We start from the raw sequence: 26,109 nt of genomic DNA, 5'->3' as shown, positions 1-26,109 counted from the left end.
GACAAGTAAAGCATCAGCGCCCAGGTGGCGGAATTGGTAGACGCGCATGGTTCAGGTCCATGTGCCGCAAGGTGTGGAGGTTCGAGTCCTCTCCTGGGCACCAATTATTACATCACGAGGTACCTGCGTGATGCGCCAAAAAAACCCCGAACGCGTAAGCGTATCGGGGTTTTTTCTTTGTCCGGCCCGCATACGCCGCGAGCCGGACACCCTCGCCTTATTTCAAGACGCGCGTCATGACCACGTGCGGAATCCCTGCCTCGACGAATTCCTCGCCTTCCACGCTGAATCCGTGCGCCTGGTAAAAGCCCGCCGCATGCGTCTGCGCGTGCAGCACCAGCATGCGGTGGCCATCGCCATGGCCCTGCTCGATCAGCGCATCCAGCAACTGGCTGCCCACGCCCATGCCGCGGGCCTTCTTGTGAACCGCCATGCGGCCGATATGGCCATCGGGCAGCAAGCGGCCCGTGCCCATCGGCGTGCCGTCCGGGCCATAGGCCACGGCATGCACCGACACCGCGTCGTCATCGTCCAGCTCGACCTCGGGCGGCACTTTCTGTTCGACGACGAACACCTCGTGGCGCACCGAATACGCGTCATCGCGCAGGCGGTCCCAGGTTCCCAGGGCGATACGCACCGTAGCTTGTTTGTTGGTCGACATGTCCATCCCTCGTGTGCAGCAATGAATAAAAGAATCCTACGCCGCATTTTGGCAGGGATGAAGAATGGCCAAAAGGGGTACGATCGCGGCTTGCCCACGTCGTCCATGTTCCGCCACATGCCGCCTGCCGCTCCCCCCGCCTGGTTGAAAGCCGCTCCCGCGCTTTTCCTGCTTCTCTGGTCCAGTGGTTTCGTCGTGCTCAAAGTGGGGCTGGCCTATGCCGATCCCATGACTTTCCTGGCGCTGCGCTATGCCTGCGTCGTGCTGATTCTTGCGCCCTTCCTGTTGCTGTTGCGCCCGCCGCTGCCACGCGGCGCCAGCGCCTGGGCCCATCTGGCGATGGTCGGCCTGCTGCTGCAGGCAGGCTACTTCTGCTTTACCTACCTGTCGCTCAAGCAAGGCATGTCGGCCGGCGGCGTGGCGCTGATCACGTCGCTGCAGCCCATCCTGATCGGCCTGCTGGCGCCGGCGATCGCGCAGGAGAAAGTCGATGCCCGCCGCTGGGCAGGCTTGGCCCTGGGTGTATCGGGCGCAGCGCTGGTCATCATCGCCAAGGCCTCGATCGACGTGGTCTCGCCGCTGGGCCTGATATTCGCCATCAGCGCCCTGCTCTGCATCACCGGCGGCACGCTGTATGAAAAACGCTTTGGCGTGCAGACGCACCCGGTCACGTCCAATATGGTGCAGTACTCGGTCGGGCTGATCGTCAGCGCGCCGCTGGCGTTCTGGCTGGAACCCATGCACGTTGAATGGACCGGCCCCTTGCTGGCCTCGCTGGCCTACCTGGTCGTGGGCAATTCGCTGGTGGCCATCACCTTGCTGCTGACCATGGTCCGGTACGGCGAAGCCTCGCGCGTGTCCGCGCTGTTCTTCCTGGTTCCGCCCTGCACCGCCGTCATCGCACTGCTGATCCTGGACGAACCCATACCCCCGCTGGCCTGGCCGGGCATGGCTTTGGCGGCGCTTGGCATCCTGCTGGTGACGCGCACCGGACGCTCGGCCGCCAAGTAGAATGAGCGCCCCTCCAGGTTTCCCTTCATGAACGCCGTCATCACCTCCGCCCTGCCGGTCTTCGCGCTGATCCTGACCGGCTGGCTCGCCGCCCGCTGGCGCATCCTGGGCTCCGGCGCCACCGACGCACTGAACCGCTACGTCGTTTACCTTTCCCTGCCGGCGCTGCTGTTCCGCGCCATGACCCAGGTGGACCTGGCGGGCGCGGCGCACTGGGGATTCCTGGGCGCCTTCGCGGGCGGCATTGCCATCACGTTCCTGGCCTCGTTCCTGGGCGCCCGGCGCACGCAAGGCGCACTTACCGACCGCAGCATCCAGGGCCTGGCCGCGTCCTACGCCAACGCCGGCTATATGGGAATCCCGCTATGCCTGGCACTGCTCGGCGCCGAAAGCATGGCGCCGGCCACCTTCACCACCCTGCTCACGGCCAGCGTGCTGTTCGGCTTCGCCATCGCGCTGATCGAGTTCGACCGCCAGCAGGCGCCCAGCCTGTCCGCGACACTGCTCAAGGTCGGGCGCGCGCTGCTGCGCAATCCGCTGCTGGCCGCGCCGTTGCTGGGGCTGACCTGGTCCTTTACCGGCATCGCGCTACCTGAAGGCGTGGACCGCTACGTCGCCTTGCTGGGCGCATCGGCCAGCCCCTGCGCGCTGGTCACGATAGGCCTGTTCCTGGCGCAGACCGAAACCTCCAGCTCCGGGCCCGGCGTGATGCGCCTGGTCACCGGCAAGCTGCTGCTGCAGCCTGCCGTCACCGCCTTGCTGGCCTTCTACGTCTTCACCATGCCGCCGGTCTGGGCCTGGACCGCCGTGCTGATGAGCGCGCTGCCCATCGGCACAGGCCCGTTCATGCTGGCCCAGATGTACGGCCGCGACGCCCGCGTCACCTCGCGCGCCATCCTGGTTTCCACTGTCGCGTCGGTACTGACCGTCAGCCTGCTGGTTGCCTGGATCAGCGCCCATCCCATCGCCTGACCCGCCCTGCCCCATGTTGCTTGCCTCAGCCATATTCGTTCTCACCATCACGCTGGTCATCTGGCAGCCCAAGGGCCTGTCGATAGGCTGGAGCGCCGTGCTGGGCGCGGCGCTCGCGCTGGCCACGGGCGTGGTCCACCTGGCCGACATCGCCGACGTCTGGCGCATCGTCTGGAACGCCACCGCCACCTTCATCGCCATCATCGTCACCAGCCTGATCCTGGACGAGGCCGGTTTCTTCGAATGGTCGGCGCTGCACGTGGCGCGCTGGGGCGGCGGCCGGGGCCGGCTGCTGTTCGTTCTGATCGTGCTGCTGGGCGCGGCGGTTTCCGCGCTGTTCGCCAACGATGGCGCGGCGCTGATCCTCACGCCCATCGTCATGGAAATGCTGGTGGCGCTGGGCTTCGGCCCCGGCGCTTCGCTGGCCTTCGTGATGGCGGCGGGCTTCATCGCGGATACGGGCAGCATCGCGCTGATCGTGTCCAATCTGGTCAACATCGTCTCGGCGGACTTCTTCAATATCGGTTTCGGCGAGTACGCCTCGGTCATGCTGCCGGTGAACCTCGTGGCCGTGGCATCCACGCTGGCGGTGCTGCTGCTGTTCTTCCACCGCAGCATCCCGCCGCGCTATGACGTGAGCCAGCTGCCCGCGCCCGCCTCCGCGATCCGCGACCTCACCACGTTCCGCGCGGGCTGGGTCGTGCTGGCGCTGCTGCTGGCCGGCTTCTTCATCCTGGAGCCGCTGGGCATCCCTGTCAGCGCCATCGCCGCCACCGGCGCGCTGGGCCTGCTGCTGATCGCCGGGCGGCAGCACATCGTGGGCACGCGGCGCATCATGCGCGAAGCGCCGTGGCATATCGTGGTCTTTTCTCTAGGTATGTACCTGGTGGTGTACGGCCTGCGCAACGCCGGCCTGACCGCGCACCTGGCGCAGGTGCTGGACCGCTGCGCGGAATACGGCGTCTGGGGCGCGGCGATGGGCACGGGCGTCATCACCGCCTTCCTGTCGTCCATCATGAACAACCTGCCCACCGTGCTGGTGGGCGCGCTGTCGATCGCGGACACCAGCGCCACCGGCGCGGTGAAGGACGCCATGATCTACGCCAACATCATCGGCAGCGACCTGGGCCCCAAGATCACCCCCATCGGCAGCCTGGCCACGCTGCTTTGGCTGCACGTGCTGGCGCGCAAGGGCCTGCGCATCACTTGGGGCTACTACTTCAAGGTGGGCATCGTGCTGACGCTGCCGGTACTGCTGCTGACGCTGGCCGCGCTTGCCTGGCGGCTGCAATAGCTCGCATATTACTTTTAGTTATTTAAAAGACATTAATCAGTGTTTTGAGTCAGACGCCCGCCGCTTTAGACTTTCAACATCTCACGGGTGCCTGCGCGCGCCCGTTTTGCTTTCTTACGCCTCAAATCCCCGGGACTCGCCCATGAGCACCAACGCTACCACCCTGCCCTTGCCCTCCTCGGCGCTGCCGCCCATCCAGATCAACCGCAAGCCGCTCTGGATCGCCTTGCTGCTGGTATTGGCGGGCGCCCTGTACCTGCACCAGACCGTCAGCTGGCGCCAGGGCGCGCTGTGGCTGGTCGGCGCGCTGCTGGGCGTGACCCTGTACCACGCCTCCTTCGGCTTCACGCAGGCCTGGCGCGTGTTCGTGTCTGACCGCCGCGGCGCCGGGCTGCGCGCGCAGATGCTCATGCTGGCCGCGGGCGTGCTGCTGTTCTTCCCCTTTCTTGCCGCCGGCTCGCTGTTCGGCCAGCCGGTAAGCGGCTTTGTATCGCCCCCGGGCATCTCGGTCTTGCTGGGCGCCTTCCTGTTCGGCATCGGCATGCAACTGGGCGGCGGCTGCGCCTCGGGCACGCTGTTCGCGGTCGGCGGCGGCAATACCCGCATGCTGGTCACGCTGCTGTTCTTCATCATCGGTTCGGTCATTGCGACGGCCAATTTCGGCTGGTGGTCCAACCTGCCCGCGCTGGCGCCGACCTCGTTGGTCAAGACCTGGGGCCTGGCGCCCGCGCTGATCGCCAACCTGGCCGTATTCGCGCTGATCGCGTGGGCCGTGACCGCGCTGGAGAAACGCCGCCACGGCCATGTGATCTCGTTCGCCTCGCGCACTGCGCGTCCGGGCTCCCTGCTGCAAGGCCCCTGGCCGCTGATCTGGGGCGGCGTCGCCCTGGTGGCGCTGAATTTCGCCACGCTGGCGCTGGCCGGCCGCCCCTGGGGCATCACGTCCGCCTTTGCGCTGTGGGGCGCCAAGGTCCTGGACGCCGTCGGCGGCGACGTCGCCACCTGGGCCTACTGGGCCAAGCAGCCGTCCCTGGCCGCGCCGCTGCGCCAGGACGTCACTACCGTGATGGACATCGGCCTGATGCTGGGCGCGCTGGCCGCGGCCAGCGCCGCCGGCAAGTTCGCCCCCGTCTGGAAGGTGCCGGCCCGCTCGCTGGCCGGCGCGGTCATCGGCGGCCTGCTGCTCGGCTATGGTTCGCGCTTGGCCTTCGGCTGCAATATCGGCGCCTATTTCAGCGGCATCCTGTCGGGCAGCCTGCACGCCTGGCTGTGGCTGCCGGCCGCCTTCGCCGGCAGCGCCCTGGGCGTGCGGCTGCGTCCCGCCTTCGGCCTGGCGGTCGAGAAGACCCCGCCTGCGTCCAGCTGCTGAGAAACAGTATTCCAGGACCGCCCCCCGGCGCGGGGGCACGGCTCCTGGTGTATGGTTGCTCCATCCCGAAATACGGAGATGGACATGAGCTGGTTATTCGGCCGCTACACGGCTTTTTTGTTGACCTTGATTGGCGCGGCGGTCACCGCGGCGCTCGCCGCGGCAAGCTCCCCCTTGTGGCTGTGGCTGGCCGTGCCGCTGACGCTGCTGGCGGCCCTGGGCGTCTATGACCTGGCGCAGACGCGCCACGCCATCCGGCGCAACTATCCCGTCCTGGGCAATCTGCGCTTCCTGTTCGAGTTCATCCGGCCCGAGATCCGCCAGTACTTCCTGGAAGATGACACGCAAGCCGCGCCGTTCTCACGGGCGCAGCGCTCCATCGTCTACCAGCGCGCCAAGCGCGAGATCGACAAGCGCCCCTTCGGCACTCAGGAAGACGTCTACGGCGACCGCTACGAATGGATCAACCATTCCATGTCGCCGTCGCAAATCCCCGACACCGACTTCCGCGTCACCGTCGGCGGCCCCGACTGCAAGCAGCCCTACTCCATGTCCGCGTTCAACGTGTCGGCCATGAGCTTCGGCGCCCTGTCGGCCAATGCCATCCTGGCCCTGAACGAAGGCGCGCGCCAGGGCAACTTCGCGCACGACACCGGCGAAGGCGGCATCAGCCGCTACCATCGCCAGCCGGGCGGCGGCCTGGTCTGGAACATCGGCTCGGGCTATTTCGGCTGCCGCGACGAACACGGCGCATTCTCCGAAGAGGCCTTCGTCAAGAATGCCTGTACGCCGCAGGTCAAGATGATCGAGATCAAGCTGTCGCAAGGCGCCAAGCCCGGCCACGGCGGCATCCTGCCCGCGGGCAAGGTGACGCCGGAGATCGCCGAAGCGCGCGGCGTCGTGGCCTGGCAGGACTGTAATTCGCCGGCCTCCCATTCCGCCTTCGACTCGCCCATCGGCCTGATGAAGTTCGTGGCGCGCCTGCGCGAGCTGTCGGGCGGCAAGCCCGTCGGCTTCAAGTTCTGCGTGGGCCATCCCTGGGAATGGTTCGCCATCGTCAAGGCCATGCTGGAAACCGGCATCACGCCGGACTTCATCGTGGTGGACGGGGCCGAAGGCGGCACCGGCGCCGCGCCCGTTGAATTCGTGGACCACGTCGGCACGCCGCTGCGCGAAGCGCTGCGCCTGGTCCACAATACGCTGATCGGCGTGAACCTGCGCGACCGCATCAAGCTGGGCGCTTCCGGCAAGATCATCACGGCCTTCGACATGGCCCGCGTGATGGCCATGGGCGCGGACTGGTGCAATGCCGCCCGCGGCTTCATGTTCGCCATCGGCTGCATCCAGGCCCAGGCCTGCCACACCGGCAAATGCCCCACGGGCGTAACCACGCAGGATCCGCTGCGCCAGCGCGCGCTGGTGGTGCCGGACAAGGCGCAGCGCGTGGCCAACTTCCATCGCAACACCTTGCATGCGCTGGCGGAACTGCTGGCGGCTGCCGGCCTGACCCATCCCGGCCAACTGCGTCCGCACCACATCGCGCGCCGCATCTCTTCCAGCGAAATCCGGCTGCTGTCGGCGCTGTTCCCCGAACTGGCGCCCGGCGAATTGCTGCGCGGCGAGTTCCGCCACCAGGTGTTCCGCGCGGGCTGGGCGATGGCCCAGGCCAGCTCCTTCCAGCCGACTCACGACATCACCACGGCGTTGGCGCAAGAACACGCCGCCCACGCCGCTCCGGCGGCCGCGCAGGTCTGAGCCGGCGGGCGCCTGACGCTACAGCCAGCGCTCGAACATGCGCGAGAAGAACTCCATCGAACGATCATCCACGCCCCGGGCCTGCCAGGCCTCGGGCGTGATCCGCACCGAATCGGCCACGTCGCGCTGGAACAGCGCCTCCATGTCGCTCGCGAACTCCGGCCCCAGCACCACCGCATTGATCTCATAGTTCAAGGCGAAGCTGCGCCAATCCATGTTGCTGGAACCCACCGTGGACCAAACGCCGTCGACCACCGCGGTCTTGGCATGCAGCAGCGCGTCGCGCCGCTCGTAGATTTTCACGCCGGCGCGCAGCAGATCCGTGTAATGCGAACGCCCCGCATGGAACACCAGGGATGAATCGCTGAAGCCAGGCAACACCAGCGCCACGTCCACGCCACGGCGCGCAGCGTCCGACAGGACTTCGATGAAGGCCGGGTCCGGCACGAAGTACGCCATGGTGATGTGTATGGTTTCCTGCGCGCTTTCGAAGGCCGACATCAGTGTCAGGTAAACGGCATAGCCGTCGCTGCGGTCCGGCTGGTTGGCCAGTATCCGCACGCTCGTCGCGCCCACGGACGGCGCCAGGCGCGCGTCTCCGCTCTTGAGCGGCTCCTTGGACTGCGACTCCCAGCCCGCGCGGATGACCTGCTCCAGTTGCGCGACGGCGGGCCCCTCGATACGCAGATGCGTGTCGCGCCACGGAGCGGACTTGGCGTCCGCCGAGGCCGGCGCGTCGGCCTTCCCGGTTCCGCTTCCCGATCCAGACCCGGGCGAGGACTCGTAGACGCTGCTGACATTGATGCCGCCCAGGAAGCCCACCTTGCCATCCACCACCAGCACCTTGCGATGATTGCGCTGGTTCGGCGACCAGCCCGCGCGCCCGCCCGCCGGGTTCACCGGGTTGAATACCGCCACCTGTACATCCGCGTCGCGCAGGCGCTGGAACAGCGCATCCGGCGTCTTGATCGTACCCACCGCGTCCACCATCAAGGACACCTCGGCGCCGCGATTGCGCGCGGCGATCAAGGCCTCGGCAAAACGCGCGCCCTCGGCGTCGTCATCGAAAATGTAGGTCTCCATGTGCACGTAGCGGCGAGCCTGGCCGATGGACTGCAGCATGGCGCGATAGGTGCCGGGGCCGTCGGCCAGCAGCCTGACCCGGTTGCCCGCCACCAGGGGCGCGCCGCTGACCGCCTGTTCGACGGCAAGATGGCGCGCCAGGAAGTCATCCTTGGGGGTCTGCGGATCCGAGGCGATGCCCTGCCCGCGGCGATAGCTGTCCAGCGCCGCATCGGCGGACTGCGTGGCCTGCGACGCGCGCGCACGGCGTTCCTGCGCATCGGGCACGCTGGCGCATGCCGCCAGCATGACCACGCAGGCCAGCCACAACGCCCCCAGCCGCACGCGCGGCCGCCACGGCAATATTCCCCGCAGCAGTCCCGCGCCGGCCGCGAACGGCCTCATGGCGTCCGGATTGGCTTAGCGCCGGCCGCCCGACGCCAGGAAGCAGCCGAGCAAGGCGCCCACCAGCGCCGCCACGCCCACGGACTTCCAGGCATGCTCATGCACGTACTCGTCGGCGTAGGCGGTCGCGCGGCGCGCGCGCTCCCGCGCCGCGCCTTCCCAGTCTCCCGCCGACTCGCGCGCGTCGGCGAGCTGGCGCTTGAGCCTCGTGCGCGCCGCCTCGATCTCGGAGCCCGTATAGGAAGCCGTCGAACGCAACAGGTCTTCCGTGCCGGCCAGCAGCTCATGGAAACTGTCGCTCACCCGTTCACGATGCAGGGACATTTCGGCGCGTTGGTGCTTTCGATTCATGGTCGCTCCTTGTGATTGTTGGGCCTCGTGGCGTCCGGCCGCCGGGCGCATGTTCAGCATGTGGCGTTCCCGGCTGCGCTCGCGGACGGGCCAGCCCCATTGTGACCAGCATCCGCGGCCCTTCGCCAGTGGCTTTGGCAACCAGCCGTAAATCGATATTTCAGCTCAGGCTAAGGCATAGGCTGAAAATGCGCTGACAGCAGCCGGGCATCTTCGGGCAGGCCCTTCCGAATTCGTAAAAGTCCATTGCATTCAGCGACTTGGCGCTTGACACCGGCCCCGCACTGACCGCCACAATAGGCTTTTGCAATGCGACAGAACCGCCTGGACTGCGCCTCCCGAAGCCGCGCATGTCGCGCGCTTGCCGCCCCGGCCTCGGGGCGTGTTCGCCTTGGGTCGGCCCCGGCGGCAGCAAAGGAACTGAACGCATGGTTTCGCCTTCCGCACTGTTTGCCCCCGCCGCGCCGGAATTCATCGCGCAACAACCGCAGCCCCCCAGTGCCGAGCAGATCGAACTGCGCGACGGACTGATGGAGCATCCCGCCCGCATCGATCCCAAGTTCCTCTACGACGCGCTGGGCTCCGCGCTTTTTACCGCCATCACCCAGCTGCCGGAGTACTACCCTACGCGCTGCGAAGCGGAGATCTTCCAGCGCCACGGCGCGGACATTGCGCGCCACATCGGTCCCGTGATGTCGATGATCGATCTGGGCGCGGGCGATTGCGTCAAGGCCGAACGCCTCTTCCCCAGCCTGCGGCCCCGGCACTATGTGCCCATCGACATTTCGGCCGATTACCTGCAGGCGGCAGTGCGCCGGCTGCAGCTTTCTTACCCCGATTTGCAGATCACCGCGCTCGGGCTGGACTTCTCCCTCGCGCTGAACCTGCCCGACGGCATTCCGGCGCAGCAGCGCCTGTTCTTCTATCCCGGTTCCAGCATCGGCAACCTGAGCCCCGACGACGCGCACGCCATGCTGCGGCGGATCCGCACGCAATGCGAAGGCGGCGGGCTGCTGGTCGGCGTGGACCGGGTCAAGCCGAAGCAGGTGCTGGAACCTGCGTATGACGACGCGCTGCACCTGACGGCCGCCTTCAACTTGAACCTGCTGCGGCACGTCAACCAGGTGCTGAACGCCGATTTCGACGTGGACGACTGGCGCCATGTCGCGCTCTTCAACAGCGCCAGTTCGCGCATCGAAATGCACCTGGAAGCGCAGCGCGCGGTGCGCGTGGCCTGGCCGGGCGGCACGCGCGCATTCAGCGCCGGCGAACGCATCCACACAGAGAATTCCTACAAGTTCACCCCGCAAGCGTTTGCCGACCTGCTGCAAAGCGCCGGCTATCGCGATGTCGCGCACTGGTCGGATGCCCGCGGCTGGTTCTCGATTTTCAGCGCCCGCGCCTGAGGCGGGCTTCCCCTGGACGCCACTGGAGGATCGCCATGGAACCTGCGTGCCTGTTGACTCACCCCGCCACCGGACCGTATGCCGCCGGCCAGGCGGGACAGCACGACCGGTACGATGCCGTGCGCTCGACCAGCACGGCCTTGGCGGCCCCCTTGAGTCCCGAGGATTGCCAGGTGCAATCCATGCCGGATTGCAGCCCAGTCAAGTGGCACCTGGCGCACACGACCTGGTTCTTCGAGACCTTTCTGCTCACGCGTTTCCATCCCCCGTATGCGGTGTTCCATCCTCAGTACCGCATGCTGTTCAACTCCTACTACAACTCCATCGGCGCCAAGCATCCTCGCCCGCGCCGCGGCCTGCTGTCGCGTCCCGCGCTGGCCGAGGTGCAGCAGTACCGCCAGCACGTGGACGGCGCCATGCACGAGCTGATCTCGCGCCTGGGCGGCAACGATCCCGCCTTCGACGCCCTGCTGGAACTCGGCCTGAACCACGAGCAGCAGCACCAGGAGCTGATCCTGACCGACCTCAAGCACATGCTGTCGGCCAACCCGCTCAATCCCGCCTACGTCGCGCCTGGCCCGCCCGCGCTGCCGCCGTCCACCCCCGCCGGCTGGACCCGCTACGAAGGCGGCATCACCCGCATCGGCCATGACGGGCGCGGCTTCGGCTTCGACAACGAAGGCCCTGCCCACGACGTGCTGCTGGCCCCGTTCCACCTGGCCGATCGTCTGGTGACGCAGCACGAATACCTGGCCTTCATCCGCGACGGCGGCTACAAGCGGCCTGAGCTCTGGCTGTCGCTGGGCTGGGACCGCGTCTGCGCCGAAGGCTGGCGGGCGCCGCTCTACTGGGAGGGCCAACGCGACGACTGGCGCATCTTCACGCTGCGCGGCATGCAGGAGCTGGAACTGCAGGCTCCGGTCACGCACATCAGCTACTTCGAGGCCGACGCCTATGCTCGCTGGGCCCGCGTGCGCCTGCCGCGCGAGGCGGAATGGGAACATGCCGCCCGCCAGCTGCCCGAAGGCGCCCTGGCCGGACGCGCCAACATGCTGGAGAACGGCCACCTGGACACCCGCCCCGCCCCCGCCCGCAACGGCTCAGGCGGCCCCGTGCAGATGTTCGGCGACGCCTGGGAATGGACCTCCAGCGCCTACGACGCCTATCCCGGATTCAAGCCCGACAGCGGCGCCGTGGGCGAGTACAACGGCAAGTTCATGTGCGGCCAGTACGTGCTGCGCGGCGGCTCCTGCGTCACGCCCAGGGACCACATCCGCCCCAGCTACCGCAACTTTTTCCCGCCCGAGGCTCGCTGGCAGTTCTCCGGCATCCGGCTGGCGCGCGACGCATGAAGCGGTTGCTGGAATTTTGATTGCAGACCGCTTGCACACGCCAAAAATTTCGTGCTAGAATTTCGTTCTTCGTTGATCACTGCTTGCAACACAGCGGCGATTGAAGAGATGGCGCATTAGCTCAGCCGGTTAGAGCGACGGAATCATAATCCGCAGGTCCCCTGTTCGAATCAGGGATGCGCCACCAAAATTTAAAAGGCCCCCGCTTCGGCGAGGGCCTTTTGCTTTGCGGGCCGGCTTTGCTCGCGCATCCGCCGACCGCGGGCATGAGCGCCGCAGCCGACCCGACCCAAAAAACCTAGGGCAGGCGCACCGCGTCGCGGCGCCGGCCACCCCAGGTCGCCGACAGACTGGCCACGAACGCGCCGACCAGCATCGATGCGAATCCCCACAGCGCAAAGGCGGCCGCAATCTTGCGCGCCTGGTCGGCGGCCTCCTTGGCCTTGCGCCTGGCGTCGTCAGCCGCCTGCTTCGCGCTCTGGACAGCCTGCTCGACACGGCGCTGAGCCACTGCGGGGTCCACGCCATTTTGCGCGGCCACCACCTTGACGAGGTAATCGCGATCCTCAGTCGTGATGGCGCCGCGCGCCAGGCTCATCGCGACGATGCGGCCCACCTCCTCTCTTGCGGCATTGCGGTCTCCGCCGGCGTCAGGCCGATCCGGACGCAGCAGCACGTCCGTGAAATAGCCGCGCGCCTGCGCCATGCCGTCGCCGCCGCCGGCCGAAGCTGCGGCGGTCGCCGCCGCGCCCGCCCCCGCGGCCGCCACCGAAGCGCCCGCCTTCGCCACGCCCGAAGCCAATGAGGCAATGGATGCGCCCAACAGCACCGCGCTGACGACCGCGCTCAACGCCCACACCAGGAAGCCGTGCGCGGTATCGCGGAAATAGACTTCATCCGAATGCACGTCCACCCATTTGGTCCGCAGCCTCCCCGCGACATAGCCGCCTATGCCATAGGCAATGACCTGCGTGACCAACATCCACGCGATGAGGCCGATGCCTATTGCGGGCGCCGTCGCGCCTTCGCCCTCCCAGGGCGAAACCGAGAGAAAGCCCAGGCCCGTGCCGCCCGCAAACAGCGCCAACGAAAGCGCTGCGGCAATCACCGCGCCGGCGATCACTGCGGCCCACGACACGGCCGATATGGCGGACTCCCTGGGAGGAATACCGCCGACATGCGGCTGGCTCAATGAAGATGTGTTTTCCATGGATCGGTTCCTTGTTCACGGTTCACCGCAGCCACGCGGATGCGCTGCCACGGCATGCAAACCTCGCGGGTCAATGCCAGAAAAGAGCCAGCAGGATGATGATGGGGATGGGCACGCCAAGCAGCCATAACAGGATGGAACGCATAGAGCCTCCTTGAATGAAGTTCTGCGCCTTGCGCGTAGCGCTCAGGCCAGATCGATCGTGCCGGGCGCGCGCGGATTGGGTGGCGGCGGCACGGGATCTATCACGTCGGGATCGTTGCGCGGCCGCTTCGGGTCCAGCGACGGATCGTCGGCCGGCGGATTGTTGGGAAATGCGGGATCGTCGGGCGCGGGCTCATCGCCCCCGCCGGGTCCTCGATGCATGAACTGGAACATGACGTTCTCCTCGATGGCGCCAAGCGCGCCGCCGATGCCACCAGCAAGCGGCATTCCCAGCCGGTGTCCGCAAATAAAAAAAAGCCCTCTTGCGAGGGCTTTCGAGATGCGCGGCGCTGGCAGTGTCAGGCCTTGCTCTTGCCTTCCTTGAGCGGATCAGGGACTTTCTGGACCCCGCTACCCAGGAATTCGACCACCGCGGCCTTCCCCGCCGCGGAAGCTTCGTCCTGGCTGCCATAGCGCTTGGGCGAGTAATTGGTGCTGCGCACATTACCGGTTTCAGGATCAAACAAGGTGATGATCCAGGCGAACTCCCCCGGCATCAATTGCCTGACCTGCAATGTAGCGCGTGTGCCTGGGCGCAATTGCGGCATGTGCCTGCCCCTGGAGAGTGTTTCGACGCCGCCATCGTAGCGCAAACTCGCCGCCGGAAACACGCGGCGGAATGCTGCATCCGCACATGGAATCCATGCTGCACACCCCGAGGCAAAAACGCCACAGACCGCGCCCGCCGCCAGGAAAACCCTAGGGTGCATTGCGCAAATACAGGCGCACAATCAATACAAACATCTAGACCGCTCAGCGGCAGCCGCATCCCTTTAATCAGGCGAGGACGGAGACAACATGACTTACGTAGCAGTGGTTATCAGCTGTTTGATGGTTGTGGGTATCGTCGCGTTGGTGATTCAAACGGTACGAAGCGCAGGGTCCGAACCCTGGCTGAAAATATCGGCGGCGATTGTCAGTTCCCTGTTTGCTTCGCTCTTGTTGATTCCTCTTGGATACGCGGTCGCCCAGACCGTGCTGATCGAGTAATCCCACCTGCACGGAAAACGCGCCCGGGCTACCCGCCCCGGGCGGCTTTGCCGCGCGTTGCCGCCCAGCACAGCAGCGAGCCCGCGGTAACCATGGCCACGCCCTGCCAGAACGACGCCGTCAGTCGGGTCGACAGCCACAGGGCCGCGAAGAATGTCGAAAACACCGGAGTGAAGTAGGACGCCGTGGCCAGCAAGGCCAGGTTGCCCTTGAGTATTCCCACGTTCCATAGCGCGTAGCCTGCCGCCATGGCGCCGCCGGTCACCAGCAGTTCCAGCGTGGCGGGCCAGGCGAATACGAATGCAGGTTCGGCGCTCAGGAAATATTTGAGCCACAGAGCCGCCGCGGTCAGCATGAAAAACAGGGCGACGCCATTCTTGCCGTCGGCGAATCTCGTTGTCACGTTGCAATAAACGGCCCAGATGATGGCGCCGCTGAAGGCCAGCCCATAACTGAGGGGGTTGCTGGCCACGTTGGCGGAGGTGCGCTCCCAGGAAAGCCCGCCCGATCCGCCCAGGACCCAGACGATGCCGCATAGCGACAACAGGATGCCCGGAACCACCCAGGCGCTGGCCCGCTGGCCATTGATGACCATGGCAAGAATCACGGTGAGGCAAGGCCATAGATAGTTGACCATGCCCAATTCGATCGCCTGCCCGCGGTTGGCGGCGAAGCCCAGGGAGAGCGACAGGCAGATCTCGTAGGCAACGAACAGCAGGCTGCCGACGATGAGATAGGAACGAGGGAAGGTGCGCAGCTTTGGAAAGCCCAGCAGCAGCACCAGAAACGCGGAACCTGCCGTGTAGATGAGCGCAGCCCCGCCGACCGGGCCGAAGCTTTCGCTGACGCTGCGGATCAGGCCGACGACTGTGCCCCACAACAGCACCGCCAGCAGGCCCAGGAAAGTCGCCGAATTCCGGCCCAGGGAGAGTTGCATTACCGATTCCGATTGCCCGCCGTGGTCTGTAGCCGCATCCGCGGCCCAGCTTGGCGCCAAGCCGGGCAGTTTAGCGAAAACCCGAACGACCCGCGGCCGGCCCCCGGCTTGCGGCAGCCCCACCACCCCACAGCGAGATACCCGCCAGAACAATGCAGAACAGGGAGCTAGCGCCGCATGACCATATCCACACGCAGATTGAGCGACGTGCTGGCCAGCACGGAATCGGGCCGCCTCTACCGAATTGAGGTGTTTTTGCGGGCAGACCGCGAGGAGGCGGCGACGGCGCCGCCTGACGCGGCCCGGCCTGACGCGGCCCGGCCTGACGCGGCCCGCTACATATTCCGCACCACGGATGGGGAGTGCGTGTTGCCGCTGGACCGGAACCGGTATCGCCTGCGGTCGGGCGAAGTCCTGACCGCGCTGGCGCCGCCGCGCCATGAAGCCTGAGGCCGGCCCACTCGCGGCCAGCGAACGAACCGGCTATTGATCCGACTCCACCCTGCGCTTGCCCTGCCCCTTGGCCTTGTACAGGGCCATGTCGGCGCGCTCCAGCAAGTCGCGCACGGTTACGCCGGATTGCGGATAAACGGCGATGCCCACGCTGGCGGAGACCGCCACGCTGACGTCGGGATAGGGTTGGGACAGGCTTTCGACCAGCGCCTGCGCGACGCGCCGGGCGTTTTCCTTGTCGGCGCCCAGCAGCAGCACCGCGAACTCGTCGCCGCCCAGCCGCGCCGCCACGTCCGACACGCGGATCGCGTCGGCCATGCGTTCCGCCGTCTCCTGCAACACCGCGTCGCCGGCCGCGTGGCCGTGCAGATCATTGACGGCCTTGAAGCCGTCCAGATCGATCGCCAGAATGGCGAAGGGTTCGCCGCTGCGCTGCGCCACCGCCAGCTCGCGCAGCACGAGCTCATTGAAAAGCACCCGGTTGCAGAGGCCGGTCAAGGGATCGTAGTGCGCCATGTGCTGGGCATGCGCCAACATGCGCGAGGCCTGCACCAGGGCGCCGCCCACGTCCGCGACCTCCTTGACGCGCGTGCCCGGCACGGCCACCGCGTGCCCCTTGCCCAGCGCCAACGCGGGCGCGACGAGGCTCTGCACTGACGAAGTCAGGCGGCTGGCAAGCCGCAAGGCCAATACCAGGCCCAGGCCGAAGGCGAACAATGTACCCAGGGCGATCCAGGCAATGGAGCGGTACAGGTCGGTGGTCAGCAGGCTCATCGGCGCGCCGGCGGCGATGGTCCAGCCGGACAGCGACGAACGGCTGAACGCGGTATATACGGGCGTGCCCTCCTTGGTGGTGGTTTCCAGCGACCCCTCGCTTTCCTGCAGCACCGCCCGCGCCAGTTCGGGCACGGCCTTCTGGCCCACGAACTTGGCCGTATCCCGCGTGCGCGCGAGGATCGTGCCCGTATCGTCCAGCACGGACGCCACCCAGCCGTCAGGCAAGGCCCTGCGGCCCAGCAGATTGCCGATGCGCTCGGGCAGGATGCCAACATTGAGGCTGTAGGCGACCTCGCCGCCGCGCAGCACCGGCACGCCCAGCGCAATGATCGAATTGTGGCTGACCCGGCTGGTGAACAGACCGGTCAGCACCGGGTTGCGAGTCTGGAACACGCGGGCCAGCTCCGCCGACGCGCCGCTGGGCGGCAGATCCCTGCCGAACGGCACCGACGTATTGACCAGTTGCCGGCCATCCTTGTCGGTCAGAACGTAGCTATCGATGATCTGGAAGCGCACCAGTTCGCGCGCGCGCCGGTGGAACCCGGCAAAGTCGCCGGCGACGAGATCGGGCGATGACGCCAGCATCTGCAGGCCGGCCTCGACGCCAGTCAGTTCGCGGTCGAGGATTGCGGTGAGATTGCGCGCCAGGAAGATCGTGTCGCGAAAGATCCGCTCTTTCTGGATGACGTAGCTTTCGTAGACCGCCACGGACGCCACGACCAGCGCGGGCGTGATACAGGCGAAGACCAGGGTCAGCAGGCCGGTCCGCATGGAAAAACGGCGCGGCCGGCGCGGCCGCGCCCCCGCCAGGCTTTCGCCGTCAGGCATGGGAGCCCCGCCTTGCGAAGTCCGCAAGCTGCGGGCTCCCGATCGAAACAACACCTCTGGACCCATGCGCCTCCCGATACGCTCCGCCCGATCCATTGCAGAAGGACGGACGAACGCCAGAAATTATTGCAGAAGTTCGCAATTGCACAATCCGCGCCATGGGAATTCCCTCGCCGCGTCGATACAGATGTGGTGGAAATATCGCGTCCCCAATTTACTCCGAAATACGGGACGGCGAACAGGCGCGGCATCCGCCCGGGCGCGCCGGACGGACGCCCGCTGGCGTTACTGGTCTTCCAGGTCCGGCGTGCCCGTGAATTGGGTCTTGAGCAGCGTCAATGCCCCCTTCTCGGCCAGCGCCTCGTTGGGAAACACGTGCTTGGTGTCTTCCAGAACCGGGAAGCCGAAGACCCGCACCCGGGTGTGGTAACCCTCCGGCGTCTCGGCGAATTCGATATCGAAGTTGCGTTCTTCGATCCAGCCCGATCGATGCAGTTTCCATTCCATATGCAACACGCTCCTGATAGGCGAAGTTGACACGAACGGCCCGCCCCGACGAGGACAGGCGCTGCTACACCATACACCGGCCGCAGGCCAGGCGGCTGCGCGCCCGGCCCCGCATGCCTACTTTTCGGCGGATGGCTTGTCGCCTTCGGCGCTATCGGCCGCTCCGTCCACGGGCGGCGCGAACAAGTCCCAGCTGGCCATGAACAGCGCGGCGATCAGCGGCCCGATCACGAAGCCGTTCAACCCGAACAGCGCCATGCCGCCCAGCGTGGAGATCAGCACCACGTAGTCCGGCATCTTGGTGTCCTTGCCGACCAGGATGGGGCGCAGCACGTTGTCGACCATGCCGATGACCAGCACGCCGAAGAGAATCAGCGCCACGCCCTTGACCGTCGCTCCAGTCAGCAGGAAGTAGATCGCCACCGGCGCCCAGATCAGCCCGGCGCCCACAGCGGGCAGCAAGGACAGGAAGCCCATGATCACGCCCCACAGCAGCGCGCCCTGGATGGACAGGATGGAAAAGATGATGCCGCCCAGCGCGCCCTGCGCCGCGGCCACCGCAACGTTGCCCTTGACCGTGGCGCGCACGACCGTGGTGAACTTGCGCAGCAGGTGCTGCTTGTGGGTGTCGCTCAAGGGCATGGCGCGCTTGAGCCGCGCCGACAGTTGCGGCCCGTCGCGCAGCAGGAAGAACAGCAGGTACAGCATGATGCCAAAGCTGATCACGAACTGGAACGTGTCCTGGCCGATGCTCAACGCCTGGGTCGCCAGGAACTGGCTGGCCTGCATCGCGCCGGCGCTGAGCTTTTCCTGCAGGCTGGGAATGTCGGCCAGGTCGAAGCGCGCCAGCAGATCATGCACCGATGGCGGCAAGGCCTCCATCGCCTGCTGGAAGTAGGCGCCGAAGTTGATCTGCCCGGACTTGATGCTCTGATAGAGGTTCGCCCCTTCGCGCACCAGCGATCCGCTGATGACGATGAGCGGCAGGATCACCACCAGCAGCACCAGCAACAGGGTGATCAGCGCCGCGAGGTTGCGCCGCCCGCCAATGCGCGGCACCAGCCGGCGCTGCAAGGGCGCGAAGATGATTGCAAGCACGGCGCCCCAGAAGACGGCGCCATAGAAAGGCCACAACAACCAGCCGAACGCGATGGTGACCACCACCAGCAGGAGCAGAAAGGTTCTGTAGTGCACGCTGGAAGATTGGCTCATGTTCCGTCCCAGGCTCGGCTGACGCCGCGAGACCCGCATTGTACAAAGCGCCGCTCAGCGGGCGTCCGGCGGCTGGCCCGCTGCCTGCAGCAGCGTGGCGCGCGCACGCTCCAGCACGTCGGACTGCGAGTTCAGACCCTGCAGGCGCAGATTCAGTTCCTGTTGCAGCGTGGGCGTGGCGACCCGCGCCTGGCCGTCGGCCAACAGAATGTCCTGCGCATGCGCAGCCACGAAATCCGCGATGCCCAGGGCGTCGCGCGCGACCGCATCCATATTCGCGGCAGCGTCCATCAGATCGGTCGCGGGCGCGGTCACGGCTTCGTCATATACGCCGTCGTAGACGGGCGCGAGGTCGGCGGGCAACGCCAAGGCCCCTCTCGCCTTGTCCGCCTTCGCCTGGGCTTGCTGAAGGTTGGCGACCTGCTCCGCCAGCGTCTTGCGCGCCGCCTCGAAGCGGGGCTTGCGCTCCACGATCTCGCCCACCGAGTGGATGGTCTCGACCGCTGGCACCTCACGCATGGCCGCCGCCGCTTGCGCCATCGACTCCTGGAAGCCTGCGATCACGCCATAGGCATCGGCATAGCCGCCCACCGCTTCCTTTTCCTGCTCGCTCAAGGCGCCTATGGGCACCAGCGATGCGCTGCTCATCCGGCTTTGCAGCAGCTGGATGAACGCGGCCCGCTCCTGTGGCTCTTTGTTGACGCAGGCCGTCAGGAACAGCATCGACGCCGTCGCCAGGCCCAGCAGGCAAGCTCGCAGCCATGCCATGCACATCCTCCTTGCATGCGGGTTCGCGGAACCGGCGCCGCTCCAGACAGAGGCGGCCGCCCTCCGGCAGATTATCCCGAAGGCGCTCTCCAGCGCCGCCGGCAGGCGGATTTTGTTGCCATCGAAGCGTGTTGACACAGCCCCCAGCATGCCTCATCGCTCCAGAAGATAGGCCATCGCGCAGCGTTGCGCCGGATCAAACCCGGCGGCTTCCTCGTAGCGCAAACGCGCCTCCAAGCCGGGCGAGAGCGAAGTTTGCGGCACTTCCGTAAAACCCAGGCGCTGGTAGAAAGGCCGGTTCCAGGGCAGGACGCGATCGGTGGTCAGCACCACGGACCGGTAGCAGCCGGCGTCTCGCGCGTGCGTGCACACCGCCTGCAACAGGGCACGACCCAGGCCGCGCCCCTGCGATTGCAGGGTCACCGCCATCTCGGCCAAGTAGAGATCGCCGTCCATCGGCCGGGTCAGCGCGAAGCCGGCAACTTGCCCGTCGCCGCCCTCGGCGACCCACAGCAGGCCCGCCGCCTGCGCCTGCGCGAGTTCGGCTGGCGGCACCGTGCCGTCGCCGGCCGCCCAGGCCATATGCGTGTCCAGGAACCGCTGCGCGGCGGAACGTTCGATGTCGGCCAGGCTGGCGAGGTCGGAAGGTCGTGCGAGTCTGATCATAGGCATCGCAGTATGCCTGATGCGGACCGCGGCGCCCGATCCCATAAAATGACGGCTTCGGCCTCGAAGGCCCCACGCTACACCGCCCGGTCTCAAGACATGACTCAAAACGCCACCTCCGACACCTGGGGCTTCGCCCATCCCGATTGCCGCGGCGCCGCTGCCCTGCTGTTTTTCATGAACGACCTGGCGCGGGTGGTCAACCAGTACCTGGGCCATGGCCAGTTGTCGGGTGAAGCGCTTGCCGACGCGCAAAAGGCGGTGGACGCCCTGCTGGCCCGCTACGTGGAAATCCAGGCGGCGCCCGAAGCCTTCGATAACGAACGCATCGAATTGGCGCTGGAAACGGAACGCCAGGCCGACGGCCAGACCAGCGCGCAAGTCGCCCTGCGCATGTCCCCGCGCCTGGAAGGCCTGATCATCGAAGCCCAGCGCCAGGCCCGCCCGGCGTCTCATTAAGGGACGCATGAAGGAAGGGTCCTCGCCCTATCTTCAAAAAAAGCTTGCAAAACACTTCCTACCAAAGTAATATCATTGGTTGTGTTTTGCGAGCCAGCCTTGCAAAACAAGGCTTATAGCCAGATTGAGGTTCGCGCCAACTTTCATAACTAAACGGCGCAACCCAGGAAGCCCCCCCCCCGGCGCATTACCCGACGCCAAGCCCGGCTCCGATCCGACACGAATCCTCGATCTGCGACAGCAACGCCAAAATCGGAACTCCCAACCCGGAACCTGATCGGCGCCTTGCCCAGCCCAACCAGCACCGCTCGCGCGGCCTGGATTTACGCCTTCACCAGACCGCCAGTCCGGCTTGGCCAGAAGCACGCAAACAAGCCATGGCGCAAGCCGCATGCCCCGTGCACGCGCGCCTCGCGCCCCGAATGACGTTGTCCCGGACTGAAGGACAGCATCGCACCGCCGCCCCGCGCACAAGAACATGAGAATGCGCAAAGGGACGGCAACAGAATTGCGTTAGTGTCATGACATGCCTGCCCGGCTTGACCCGGCCGGCGGCGGCGCACGGTGGAAATGCGGCAGAAAATGCGGCAGGAACACCATGCGCCACATTGCCAGACGCGGCTTTTCCCATAACAAGAAACCAAGAGAACAAACACCATGAATACTCGTTTCACCACCTCGGACCTGATCCGCCGTCCCGCTCATACGATGCTGGACAACACGCCGATCCACATCGGCGACATCGTTTACCTGAAACCCGCCAACGGCCCGGAAATCCGCGCCACGGTCATCTACAACGCGCCCATCGACGGCACGACGACCTACACGACCGAAGTCGTGCCCTGCGGCGCGCCCGCGCAAAAGGCCCCCGGCCAGCGCATCCGCTTCCGCCACGAGCACGTGCATCGCATCGAACCGGTACGCCGCGCCGCCCGCTAAGCGCATTCCCCCGCCCCGTTGCCGTCGCAACGGGGCAATTCGTGCGTGATAAAGTCCCCGGCTGTACAGTCCTGGCGATCCCTCCATGCAGAACAGCCGTCAAGCGGTCCATATCTGGGACCTCCCCACCCGCCTCTTCCATTGGGCGCTGGTCGCCTGCATCATCGGCGCATTCGTCAGCGTGAAGCTGGGCGGCCTGTACATGGACTGGCACGTGCGCTTCGGCTGCACGGCGCTGGGCCTGATCATCTTCCGCCTGCTGTGGGGCTTCGTCGGCCCGCGCTATGCCCGCTTCGCGCAGTTCGTGCGGGGCCCGGCCGCGGTGGCCCGCTATCTGAAGGGCGCCGCCGCCCCCGCCGGCCACAACCCGCTGGGCGCGCTATCGGTGCTGGCGCTGTTGCTGGTGATCGGCTTCCAGGCCGTCAGCGGCCTGTTCACCACCGACGACATCATGACGCAGGGCCCGCTGTTCGGACACGTCAGCGAAGCCGTGTCCGCCGCCATGACCTCCTGGCACAAGCTCAATGAGTGGGTCATCCTCGCCCTGATCGCCCTGCACCTGGCCGCCGTGGCCTGGTACGGCGTGGTGCGCCGCAGGCGCCTGGTACGCGCCATCATCACGGGCAAGGTCGACGCCAAGGACGTGCCCGCCGGCACCCCGCCCACGCAGGACGGCTACGCCGTCTGGTTGCGCGCCCTGGTGCTGGGCGCCTGCGTGACGGGTCTGGTGCTGTGGGTCCGGTCGCTGGAAGTGGCGGCCGACATGTCTTTTTCCTGACCCGTCGGGCCTGGCCCGCAGACCACGGCGGACTCAACGCCGCGCTTCGATCAAATGCCGCGCCGAGTGGGCCACGAACGGCTCGCCCCGGCGCATCCGCCGATCCAGCGCCAGCAAGGCATCGCGGTATTTCCGCACAGAGAAATCCGGCACCCACCACACGCACTTGCGCAGGATCCAGACCACCGCGCCGACGTCGCGGAACACCATGCGGCAACTCGCCGTGCGCAGGTCCGTCACAACCAGCCCGGCTGCGCTTGCGGCCGCAGCCTCATCCCTCGGGTCGCGCATGCGCCGCTCGCTCGGCAACGGCCCCAGGAAATGCTCGATCAGTTCGAAGGCTGAAGCCGGCCCCACATGCTGGGCGAAGTAATGGCCGCCCGGCTTGAGGACGCGATGTATCTCCGACCAATCGGGTTGCACTGGATGTCGGGACGTCACCAGATCGAAAGACTCCGAAGCAAACGGCAGCGCCCCGCCCTGCGCGATCTCCACGACCCGCACGCCGCGCGCCGCCAGCCGTTCATGCGCCTTCCTCGCATTGGGCGGCCAGGCTTCGGTCGCGCACATCAGCGGCGGAAAGCGGGCGGCCTCGCCCAACACTTCACCACCCCCGGTATCCAGGTCCAGCGCGGCCTGCACCCCTGCCAGACGCTGCGCAAGCAGCCTGGCATAGCCCCATGGCGGACGCTCCTCGGAAGCCCGCCCGTCCAGCCAGGCGAATCCCCAGCCGCTCACATCGGCGGCTTCGGCCTCGGCCAATAGCTCATCAAAGGATTTCATACGCTCTCCCGCGCCCGCAAGCGCCGACGCATCGCCGAAACAAATAAAAAAGGCGCCAACGATAACGCTGGCGCCTTTTTGCCGACCCGCCGCCTGCAGGCGGCCAGCGCTTTACTTCTTCTTGCGATAGGCGTCGTGGCAAGCCTTGCAGCTTGCGCCGACATCGCCGAAGGCGGCGCGCAGCTTGTCCAGGTCGCCGGCGTCAGCGGCGGCCGACAGCTTGACGATGTTGTCCTGGAAAGCCTGTTGCTTCTGCTTGAATCCGGCCGCATCGCTCCAGACTTCCGGACGGGCATCGCCGCCGGCGGTCCCTTCGCCAAAAGCCGTCCACGGCAAGGCCGACAGCGTCTTCAGCACTTCCACGTTGGCCTTGATCTGCGCGGCGTCATAGGGCTGCTGGCCTTTGACCACCGGCGCCATGCGACCGAAGTGCGAAGCCATCAGCGTCAGCGCCGACTGGCGGTACTTGACCGCGTCCTCGGGCTTGGCGAATTGCGCGGAGGCGGTCGTCGCCAGCAAGGGCCCAACCGTCATACAGGCCAACGCGGCGAGCGTGGACAACTTCTTCATTGCAATCTCCCGTAAGGTCAAACAGAAGCCGCGCGCCCGCGACGCGCGGCAGGGCGACTATACCGCCCGGGCCAACTCGGCGGCCAGCCCGATGTACGAGCGCGGCGTCATCGCCAGCAGGCGGGCCTTGGGTTCTTCCGGCAACGCCAGGCCCTGGATGAATTCTCGCAGGCCTTCCTCGGTGATGCCCTTGCCGCGCGTCAAGGCCTTGAGCTGTTCGTACGGCTGCGGCAGGCCATAGCGGCGCATGACGGTCTGCACCGGCTCGGCCAGCACTTCCCAGCAAGCGTCGATATCGGCGTCGATGGCGGCGGTGTTGACCTCCAGCTTGCCCAGGCCGCGCATGCAGGCATCCCAGGCCACCAGGCAGTAGCCCAGGCCCACGCCAAGGTTGCGCAGCACGGTGGAGTCGGTCAGGTCGCGCTGCCAGCGGGAGATCGGCAGCTTGTCGGCCAGATGGCGCAGCACGGCGTTGGCCAGGCCCAGGTTGCCTTCGGAGTTTTCGAAGTCGATCGGGTTGACCTTGTGCGGCATGGTGGAGGAACCGACCTCGCCTTCCTTCAGGCGCTGCTTGAAGTAGCCCAGCGCCACATAGCCCCAGACGTCGCGGTCCAGGTCCAGCACGATGATGTTGGCGCGCGTGATGGCGTCGAACAGGGCCGACATCCAGTCATGCGGTTCGATCTGGATGGTGTGGCGGTTCTGGGTCAGGCCCAGGCCGGCCAGCACGCGCTGACTGAACGCGGGCCAGTCGATCTCGGGATAGGCCGAGAGGTGGGCGTTGTAGTTGCCGGTGGCGCCGTTCAGCTTGGCCAGCGGCTCGACGGCCTCGATGGCGGCGATGGCGCGGTTCAGGCGCGCGGCCACGTTGGCGAATTCCTTGCCCAGCGTGGTCGGGCTGGCGGGCTGGCCGTGCGTGCGCGACAGCATGGGCTGGCCGGCTTGCGCCACGGCCATTTCGTTCAGCTTGGCGGCCAGCTCGCGCAGGCGCGGCACCACGACCTCGTTGCGGGCGCGCGTCAGCATCAGCGCGTGCGAGGTGTTGTTGATGTCCTCGGAGGTGCAGGCAAAGTGGATGAACTCGGCGGCGCGGGCCAGCTCGGCGTCATCGGCCACTTTTTCCTTCAGCCAGTATTCGACGGCCTTGACGTCATGGTTGGTGACGCGTTCGATGTCCTTGATGCGGGCGGCGTCCGCTTCGGAGAAGTCGCGCACCAATTGTTGCAGGCGGGCGCGGGCGGCCTCGGAGAAGGCGGGCAGCTCGGGCAGGCCGGCGTCGGACAGCGCGACCAGCCAGGCCACCTCGACCTCGACGCGGTGCGCCATGAAGCCGGCCTCGGAGAGCAGACCGCGCAGTGCGTCGCCCCGGGAAGCGTAACGGCCATCCAGTGGCGAAAGAGCGTTGAGTTGGCTGAGCTGATCGGCGATTTGCATGGTCTGGGAAAGAAAAAGCGGGGAATGAGCGAATCGGGCGATTTTATCATCCGGAAGCACGCAACATTGTGGCAAACTGGCGAAGATTCCGGCCTCTTGGCCGTCTTGCCGTCATGCGGCCTGCTATACTTCGGCCGCTTTCCGACTCCGCTTGTGACTCCATGAAACTGATCGGCTCGCTTACCAGTCCTTACGTGCGCAAAGTGCGTATCGTCATGGCCGAGAAAAAGCTGGACTACCGGCTTGAACTCGAAAACGTCTGGTCCGCCGACACGCAGATCCAAACGTACAACCCGCTGGGCAAGGTGCCCTGCCTGGTCATGGAAGATGGCGGCGCCCTCTTCGATTCGCGCGTCATCGTCGAATACGTCGACACCCTGTCTCCCGTTGCCCGCCTGATTCCGCAACCGGGACGCGACCGCGCGGCCGTCAAGTGCTGGGAAGCCATCGCCGACGGCCTCCTGGACGCCTGCGTGACCATCGTCAAGGAAAACCAGCGTCCCGAGGCTCAGCGCAGCCCCGAATGGATCGAGCGCCAGTACTCCAAGATCCACGCCAGCCTCGATGCCATGAACAAGAGCCTGGGCGACAACGCCCATTGCATGGGCATCAACTACAGCCTGGCCGACATCGCCGTCGGCTGCGCGCTGGGCTACCTGGACCTGCGCTTCGCCTCGCTCGACTGGCGCACCAACCACCAGAACCTGGCCCGCCTGTACGACAAGCTGTCGCAGCGCCAGTCCTTCATCGATACGATACCGGTGGTGTAAGCCCTCCCGAGGCGCTGCGCGCCTCCCCCCAGGGGGCGCCGCTACGGACCGGCAGAGCCGGATCCGTGCGGCCCCGCTGCTGGTTGGCTGCGCTGCTGTTCGCTGGACTTCTGTTTGGCTGCGCCTCTGCTTGGCTACGCCGCTGCTCTGCCTGCTTCTGTTTTGCCTTTTTGCTTCTGCGCCGCC

General features: G+C 66.4%; 28 protein-coding genes and 2 tRNA genes. 15 read left to right on the top strand and 15 right to left on the bottom strand.

Going from position 1 to position 26,109, the window contains the following annotated elements:
- Positions 1–18 precede the first annotated feature (18 nt).
- Positions 19–103: transfer RNA gene (locus tag HWY37_RS28105), tRNA-Leu, on the top strand.
- 114 nt (positions 104–217) lie between these two features.
- Here HWY37_RS28105 and HWY37_RS28100 read toward each other — a convergent pair.
- Positions 218–667, bottom strand: a complete 450-nt coding sequence (locus tag HWY37_RS28100; protein WP_373418143.1) for a GNAT family N-acetyltransferase — start codon at positions 665–667, stop codon at positions 218–220.
- Positions 668–778: 111 nt separating this feature from the next.
- Between HWY37_RS28100 and HWY37_RS28095 the strand changes: the two genes are divergently transcribed.
- From HWY37_RS28095 to HWY37_RS28075, 5 genes are all read left to right on the top strand, one after another.
- Positions 779–1,672: a DMT family transporter gene (locus tag HWY37_RS28095; RefSeq protein ID WP_175208318.1), complete on the top strand. Its 894-nt coding sequence runs from the start codon at positions 779–781 to the stop codon at positions 1,670–1,672.
- A 27-nt stretch (positions 1,673–1,699) separates the two neighbouring features.
- Positions 1,700–2,644, top strand: a complete 945-nt coding sequence (locus HWY37_RS28090) for an AEC family transporter (protein ID WP_175208256.1) — start codon at positions 1,700–1,702, stop codon at positions 2,642–2,644.
- Positions 2,645–2,657: 13 nt separating this feature from the next.
- The gene (locus HWY37_RS28085) at positions 2,658–3,938 is read left to right on the top strand and encodes an arsenic transporter (protein ID WP_175208257.1); all 1,281 of its coding nucleotides are present in this window, start codon (positions 2,658–2,660) and stop codon (positions 3,936–3,938) included.
- Between the two features lie 142 nt (positions 3,939–4,080).
- Complete coding sequence (locus HWY37_RS28080; RefSeq protein WP_175208258.1) at positions 4,081–5,307, top strand: YeeE/YedE family protein; 1,227 nt, start codon at positions 4,081–4,083, stop codon at positions 5,305–5,307.
- Between the two features lie 84 nt (positions 5,308–5,391).
- Positions 5,392–7,062, top strand: a complete 1,671-nt coding sequence (locus HWY37_RS28075) for an FMN-binding glutamate synthase family protein (protein ID WP_175208259.1) — start codon at positions 5,392–5,394, stop codon at positions 7,060–7,062.
- Between the two features lie 18 nt (positions 7,063–7,080).
- Here the strand turns inward: HWY37_RS28075 and HWY37_RS28070 are convergent, their stop codons facing one another.
- Together HWY37_RS28070 and HWY37_RS28065 are read right to left on the bottom strand one after the other, a co-directional pair.
- Positions 7,081–8,433 (bottom strand): phospholipase D-like domain-containing protein, encoded by a 1,353-nt coding sequence (locus HWY37_RS28070; RefSeq protein ID WP_246302427.1) that lies wholly within the window; start codon positions 8,431–8,433, stop codon positions 7,081–7,083.
- Between the two features lie 111 nt (positions 8,434–8,544).
- Positions 8,545–8,880, bottom strand: coding sequence for an ElaB/YgaM/YqjD family protein (locus tag HWY37_RS28065; RefSeq protein WP_175208260.1), 336 nt, complete (start codon positions 8,878–8,880; stop codon positions 8,545–8,547).
- Between the two features lie 428 nt (positions 8,881–9,308).
- On the opposite strand from HWY37_RS28065, the gene egtD reads away from it, so the two are divergent.
- The 3 genes from egtD to HWY37_RS28050 all read left to right on the top strand — a co-directional run bounded on the left by egtD (position 9,309) and on the right by HWY37_RS28050 (position 11,825).
- Positions 9,309–10,286, top strand: coding sequence for an L-histidine N(alpha)-methyltransferase (gene egtD / locus HWY37_RS28060; protein ID WP_175208261.1), 978 nt, complete (start codon positions 9,309–9,311; stop codon positions 10,284–10,286).
- Between the two features lie 35 nt (positions 10,287–10,321).
- Positions 10,322–11,638, top strand: a complete 1,317-nt coding sequence (egtB, locus tag HWY37_RS28055; RefSeq protein WP_175208262.1) for an ergothioneine biosynthesis protein EgtB — start codon at positions 10,322–10,324, stop codon at positions 11,636–11,638.
- Positions 11,639–11,748: 110 nt separating this feature from the next.
- Positions 11,749–11,825: transfer RNA gene (locus HWY37_RS28050), tRNA-Met, on the top strand.
- Between the two features lie 111 nt (positions 11,826–11,936).
- Here HWY37_RS28050 and HWY37_RS28045 read toward each other — a convergent pair.
- The 3 genes from HWY37_RS28045 to HWY37_RS28035 form a co-directional block, all read right to left on the bottom strand.
- The gene (locus HWY37_RS28045; protein WP_176090309.1) at positions 11,937–12,848 is read right to left on the bottom strand and encodes a tellurite resistance TerB family protein; all 912 of its coding nucleotides are present in this window, start codon (positions 12,846–12,848) and stop codon (positions 11,937–11,939) included.
- 186 nt (positions 12,849–13,034) lie between these two features.
- Positions 13,035–13,280, bottom strand: a complete 246-nt coding sequence (locus HWY37_RS28040; protein WP_246302423.1) for a hypothetical protein — start codon at positions 13,278–13,280, stop codon at positions 13,035–13,037.
- 71 nt (positions 13,281–13,351) lie between these two features.
- Positions 13,352–13,600 (bottom strand): hypothetical protein, encoded by a 249-nt coding sequence (locus HWY37_RS28035; protein ID WP_175208264.1) that lies wholly within the window; start codon positions 13,598–13,600, stop codon positions 13,352–13,354.
- Positions 13,601–13,850: 250 nt separating this feature from the next.
- Here HWY37_RS28035 and HWY37_RS28030 point away from each other — a divergent pair, with 250 nt between their 5' ends.
- On the top strand, positions 13,851–14,042 hold the full coding sequence (locus tag HWY37_RS28030; protein WP_175208265.1) for a hypothetical protein: 192 nt from the start codon (positions 13,851–13,853) through the stop codon (positions 14,040–14,042).
- A gap of 28 nt (positions 14,043–14,070) precedes the next feature.
- On the opposite strand, the gene yddG is transcribed toward HWY37_RS28030, so the two are convergent.
- Entirely contained in the window at positions 14,071–14,979 is a 909-nt protein-coding gene (yddG, locus tag HWY37_RS28025; RefSeq protein WP_176090308.1) for an aromatic amino acid DMT transporter YddG, read from the bottom strand.
- Between the two features lie 177 nt (positions 14,980–15,156).
- Here yddG and HWY37_RS28020 point away from each other — a divergent pair, with 177 nt between their 5' ends.
- On the top strand, positions 15,157–15,429 hold the full coding sequence (locus HWY37_RS28020; protein WP_175208267.1) for a 6-phosphofructokinase: 273 nt from the start codon (positions 15,157–15,159) through the stop codon (positions 15,427–15,429).
- Positions 15,430–15,462: 33 nt separating this feature from the next.
- Here the strand turns inward: HWY37_RS28020 and HWY37_RS28015 are convergent, their stop codons facing one another.
- The 5 genes from HWY37_RS28015 to HWY37_RS27995 form a co-directional block, all read right to left on the bottom strand.
- Positions 15,463–17,037: a sensor domain-containing diguanylate cyclase gene (locus tag HWY37_RS28015; protein ID WP_175208268.1), complete on the bottom strand. Its 1,575-nt coding sequence runs from the start codon at positions 17,035–17,037 to the stop codon at positions 15,463–15,465.
- Positions 17,038–17,322: 285 nt separating this feature from the next.
- Positions 17,323–17,544, bottom strand: a complete 222-nt coding sequence (locus tag HWY37_RS28010; RefSeq protein ID WP_076812175.1) for a hypothetical protein — start codon at positions 17,542–17,544, stop codon at positions 17,323–17,325.
- Between the two features lie 117 nt (positions 17,545–17,661).
- The gene (locus HWY37_RS28005; protein ID WP_175208269.1) at positions 17,662–18,756 is read right to left on the bottom strand and encodes an AI-2E family transporter; all 1,095 of its coding nucleotides are present in this window, start codon (positions 18,754–18,756) and stop codon (positions 17,662–17,664) included.
- A gap of 54 nt (positions 18,757–18,810) precedes the next feature.
- A complete protein-coding gene (locus tag HWY37_RS28000; RefSeq protein WP_176090307.1) occupies positions 18,811–19,524 on the bottom strand; it encodes a DUF3053 family protein in 714 nt (237 codons plus the stop codon).
- 153 nt (positions 19,525–19,677) lie between these two features.
- The gene (locus HWY37_RS27995) at positions 19,678–20,190 is read right to left on the bottom strand and encodes a GNAT family N-acetyltransferase (RefSeq protein ID WP_175208321.1); all 513 of its coding nucleotides are present in this window, start codon (positions 20,188–20,190) and stop codon (positions 19,678–19,680) included.
- A 99-nt stretch (positions 20,191–20,289) separates the two neighbouring features.
- Between HWY37_RS27995 and HWY37_RS27990 the strand changes: the two genes are divergently transcribed.
- From HWY37_RS27990 to HWY37_RS27980, 3 genes are all read left to right on the top strand, one after another.
- On the top strand, positions 20,290–20,649 hold the full coding sequence (locus HWY37_RS27990) for a hypothetical protein (RefSeq protein WP_175208271.1): 360 nt from the start codon (positions 20,290–20,292) through the stop codon (positions 20,647–20,649).
- Between the two features lie 657 nt (positions 20,650–21,306).
- A complete protein-coding gene (locus tag HWY37_RS27985) occupies positions 21,307–21,588 on the top strand; it encodes a hypothetical protein (RefSeq protein ID WP_175208272.1) in 282 nt (93 codons plus the stop codon).
- Positions 21,589–21,673: 85 nt separating this feature from the next.
- Positions 21,674–22,366, top strand: coding sequence for a cytochrome b/b6 domain-containing protein (locus tag HWY37_RS27980; protein ID WP_176090306.1), 693 nt, complete (start codon positions 21,674–21,676; stop codon positions 22,364–22,366).
- Between the two features lie 33 nt (positions 22,367–22,399).
- Here HWY37_RS27980 and HWY37_RS27975 read toward each other — a convergent pair whose 3' ends face one another.
- The 3 genes from HWY37_RS27975 to purB form a co-directional block, all read right to left on the bottom strand.
- On the bottom strand, positions 22,400–23,149 hold the full coding sequence (locus tag HWY37_RS27975; protein ID WP_176090305.1) for a class I SAM-dependent methyltransferase: 750 nt from the start codon (positions 23,147–23,149) through the stop codon (positions 22,400–22,402).
- A gap of 111 nt (positions 23,150–23,260) precedes the next feature.
- Positions 23,261–23,719 carry a c-type cytochrome gene (locus HWY37_RS27970; protein WP_175208275.1) on the bottom strand — a complete coding sequence of 153 codons (459 nt, stop codon included), beginning with the start codon at positions 23,717–23,719 and terminating at the stop codon, positions 23,261–23,263.
- A gap of 57 nt (positions 23,720–23,776) precedes the next feature.
- A complete protein-coding gene (purB, locus tag HWY37_RS27965; protein WP_175208276.1) occupies positions 23,777–25,153 on the bottom strand; it encodes an adenylosuccinate lyase in 1,377 nt (458 codons plus the stop codon).
- 161 nt (positions 25,154–25,314) lie between these two features.
- Between purB and HWY37_RS27960 the strand changes: the two genes are divergently transcribed.
- A complete protein-coding gene (locus tag HWY37_RS27960; protein WP_175208277.1) occupies positions 25,315–25,923 on the top strand; it encodes a glutathione S-transferase in 609 nt (202 codons plus the stop codon).
- The last annotated feature ends 186 nt before the right edge of the window (positions 25,924–26,109 follow it).

Origin of the sequence: Achromobacter anxifer (genome assembly GCF_903652925.1) — a bacterium.
In the GTDB taxonomy this organism is placed as follows: domain Bacteria; phylum Pseudomonadota; class Gammaproteobacteria; order Burkholderiales; family Burkholderiaceae_B; genus Achromobacter; species Achromobacter anxifer.
Note: the sequence above shows the minus strand (reverse complement) of the source record. Positions and strands in the feature narration are given on the sequence as shown.

Coding starts and splice junctions, on each gene's coding strand:
- HWY37_RS28100 (WP_373418143.1), bottom strand. CDS start 667: ATGGACATGTCGACCAACAAACAAGCTACGGTGCGTATCGCCCTGGGA.
- HWY37_RS28095 (WP_175208318.1), top strand. CDS start 779: ATGCCGCCTGCCGCTCCCCCCGCCTGGTTGAAAGCCGCTCCCGCGCTT.
- HWY37_RS28090 (WP_175208256.1), top strand. CDS start 1,700: ATGAACGCCGTCATCACCTCCGCCCTGCCGGTCTTCGCGCTGATCCTG.
- HWY37_RS28085 (WP_175208257.1), top strand. CDS start 2,658: ATGTTGCTTGCCTCAGCCATATTCGTTCTCACCATCACGCTGGTCATC.
- HWY37_RS28080 (WP_175208258.1), top strand. CDS start 4,081: ATGAGCACCAACGCTACCACCCTGCCCTTGCCCTCCTCGGCGCTGCCG.
- HWY37_RS28075 (WP_175208259.1), top strand. CDS start 5,392: ATGAGCTGGTTATTCGGCCGCTACACGGCTTTTTTGTTGACCTTGATT.
- HWY37_RS28070 (WP_246302427.1), bottom strand. CDS start 8,433: ATGCTGGCGGCATGCGCCAGCGTGCCCGATGCGCAGGAACGCCGTGCG.
- HWY37_RS28065 (WP_175208260.1), bottom strand. CDS start 8,880: ATGAATCGAAAGCACCAACGCGCCGAAATGTCCCTGCATCGTGAACGG.
- egtD (WP_175208261.1), top strand. CDS start 9,309: ATGGTTTCGCCTTCCGCACTGTTTGCCCCCGCCGCGCCGGAATTCATC.
- egtB (WP_175208262.1), top strand. CDS start 10,322: ATGGAACCTGCGTGCCTGTTGACTCACCCCGCCACCGGACCGTATGCC.
- HWY37_RS28045 (WP_176090309.1), bottom strand. CDS start 12,848: ATGGAAAACACATCTTCATTGAGCCAGCCGCATGTCGGCGGTATTCCT.
- HWY37_RS28040 (WP_246302423.1), bottom strand. CDS start 13,280: ATGCCGCTTGCTGGTGGCATCGGCGGCGCGCTTGGCGCCATCGAGGAG.
- HWY37_RS28035 (WP_175208264.1), bottom strand. CDS start 13,600: ATGCCGCAATTGCGCCCAGGCACACGCGCTACATTGCAGGTCAGGCAA.
- HWY37_RS28030 (WP_175208265.1), top strand. CDS start 13,851: ATGACTTACGTAGCAGTGGTTATCAGCTGTTTGATGGTTGTGGGTATC.
- yddG (WP_176090308.1), bottom strand. CDS start 14,979: ATGCAACTCTCCCTGGGCCGGAATTCGGCGACTTTCCTGGGCCTGCTG.
- HWY37_RS28020 (WP_175208267.1), top strand. CDS start 15,157: ATGACCATATCCACACGCAGATTGAGCGACGTGCTGGCCAGCACGGAA.
- HWY37_RS28015 (WP_175208268.1), bottom strand. CDS start 17,037: ATGCCTGACGGCGAAAGCCTGGCGGGGGCGCGGCCGCGCCGGCCGCGC.
- HWY37_RS28010 (WP_076812175.1), bottom strand. CDS start 17,544: ATGGAATGGAAACTGCATCGATCGGGCTGGATCGAAGAACGCAACTTC.
- HWY37_RS28005 (WP_175208269.1), bottom strand. CDS start 18,756: ATGAGCCAATCTTCCAGCGTGCACTACAGAACCTTTCTGCTCCTGCTG.
- HWY37_RS28000 (WP_176090307.1), bottom strand. CDS start 19,524: ATGGCATGGCTGCGAGCTTGCCTGCTGGGCCTGGCGACGGCGTCGATG.
- HWY37_RS27995 (WP_175208321.1), bottom strand. CDS start 20,190: ATGATCAGACTCGCACGACCTTCCGACCTCGCCAGCCTGGCCGACATC.
- HWY37_RS27990 (WP_175208271.1), top strand. CDS start 20,290: ATGACTCAAAACGCCACCTCCGACACCTGGGGCTTCGCCCATCCCGAT.
- HWY37_RS27985 (WP_175208272.1), top strand. CDS start 21,307: ATGAATACTCGTTTCACCACCTCGGACCTGATCCGCCGTCCCGCTCAT.
- HWY37_RS27980 (WP_176090306.1), top strand. CDS start 21,674: ATGCAGAACAGCCGTCAAGCGGTCCATATCTGGGACCTCCCCACCCGC.
- HWY37_RS27975 (WP_176090305.1), bottom strand. CDS start 23,149: ATGAAATCCTTTGATGAGCTATTGGCCGAGGCCGAAGCCGCCGATGTG.
- HWY37_RS27970 (WP_175208275.1), bottom strand. CDS start 23,719: ATGAAGAAGTTGTCCACGCTCGCCGCGTTGGCCTGTATGACGGTTGGG.
- purB (WP_175208276.1), bottom strand. CDS start 25,153: ATGCAAATCGCCGATCAGCTCAGCCAACTCAACGCTCTTTCGCCACTG.
- HWY37_RS27960 (WP_175208277.1), top strand. CDS start 25,315: ATGAAACTGATCGGCTCGCTTACCAGTCCTTACGTGCGCAAAGTGCGT.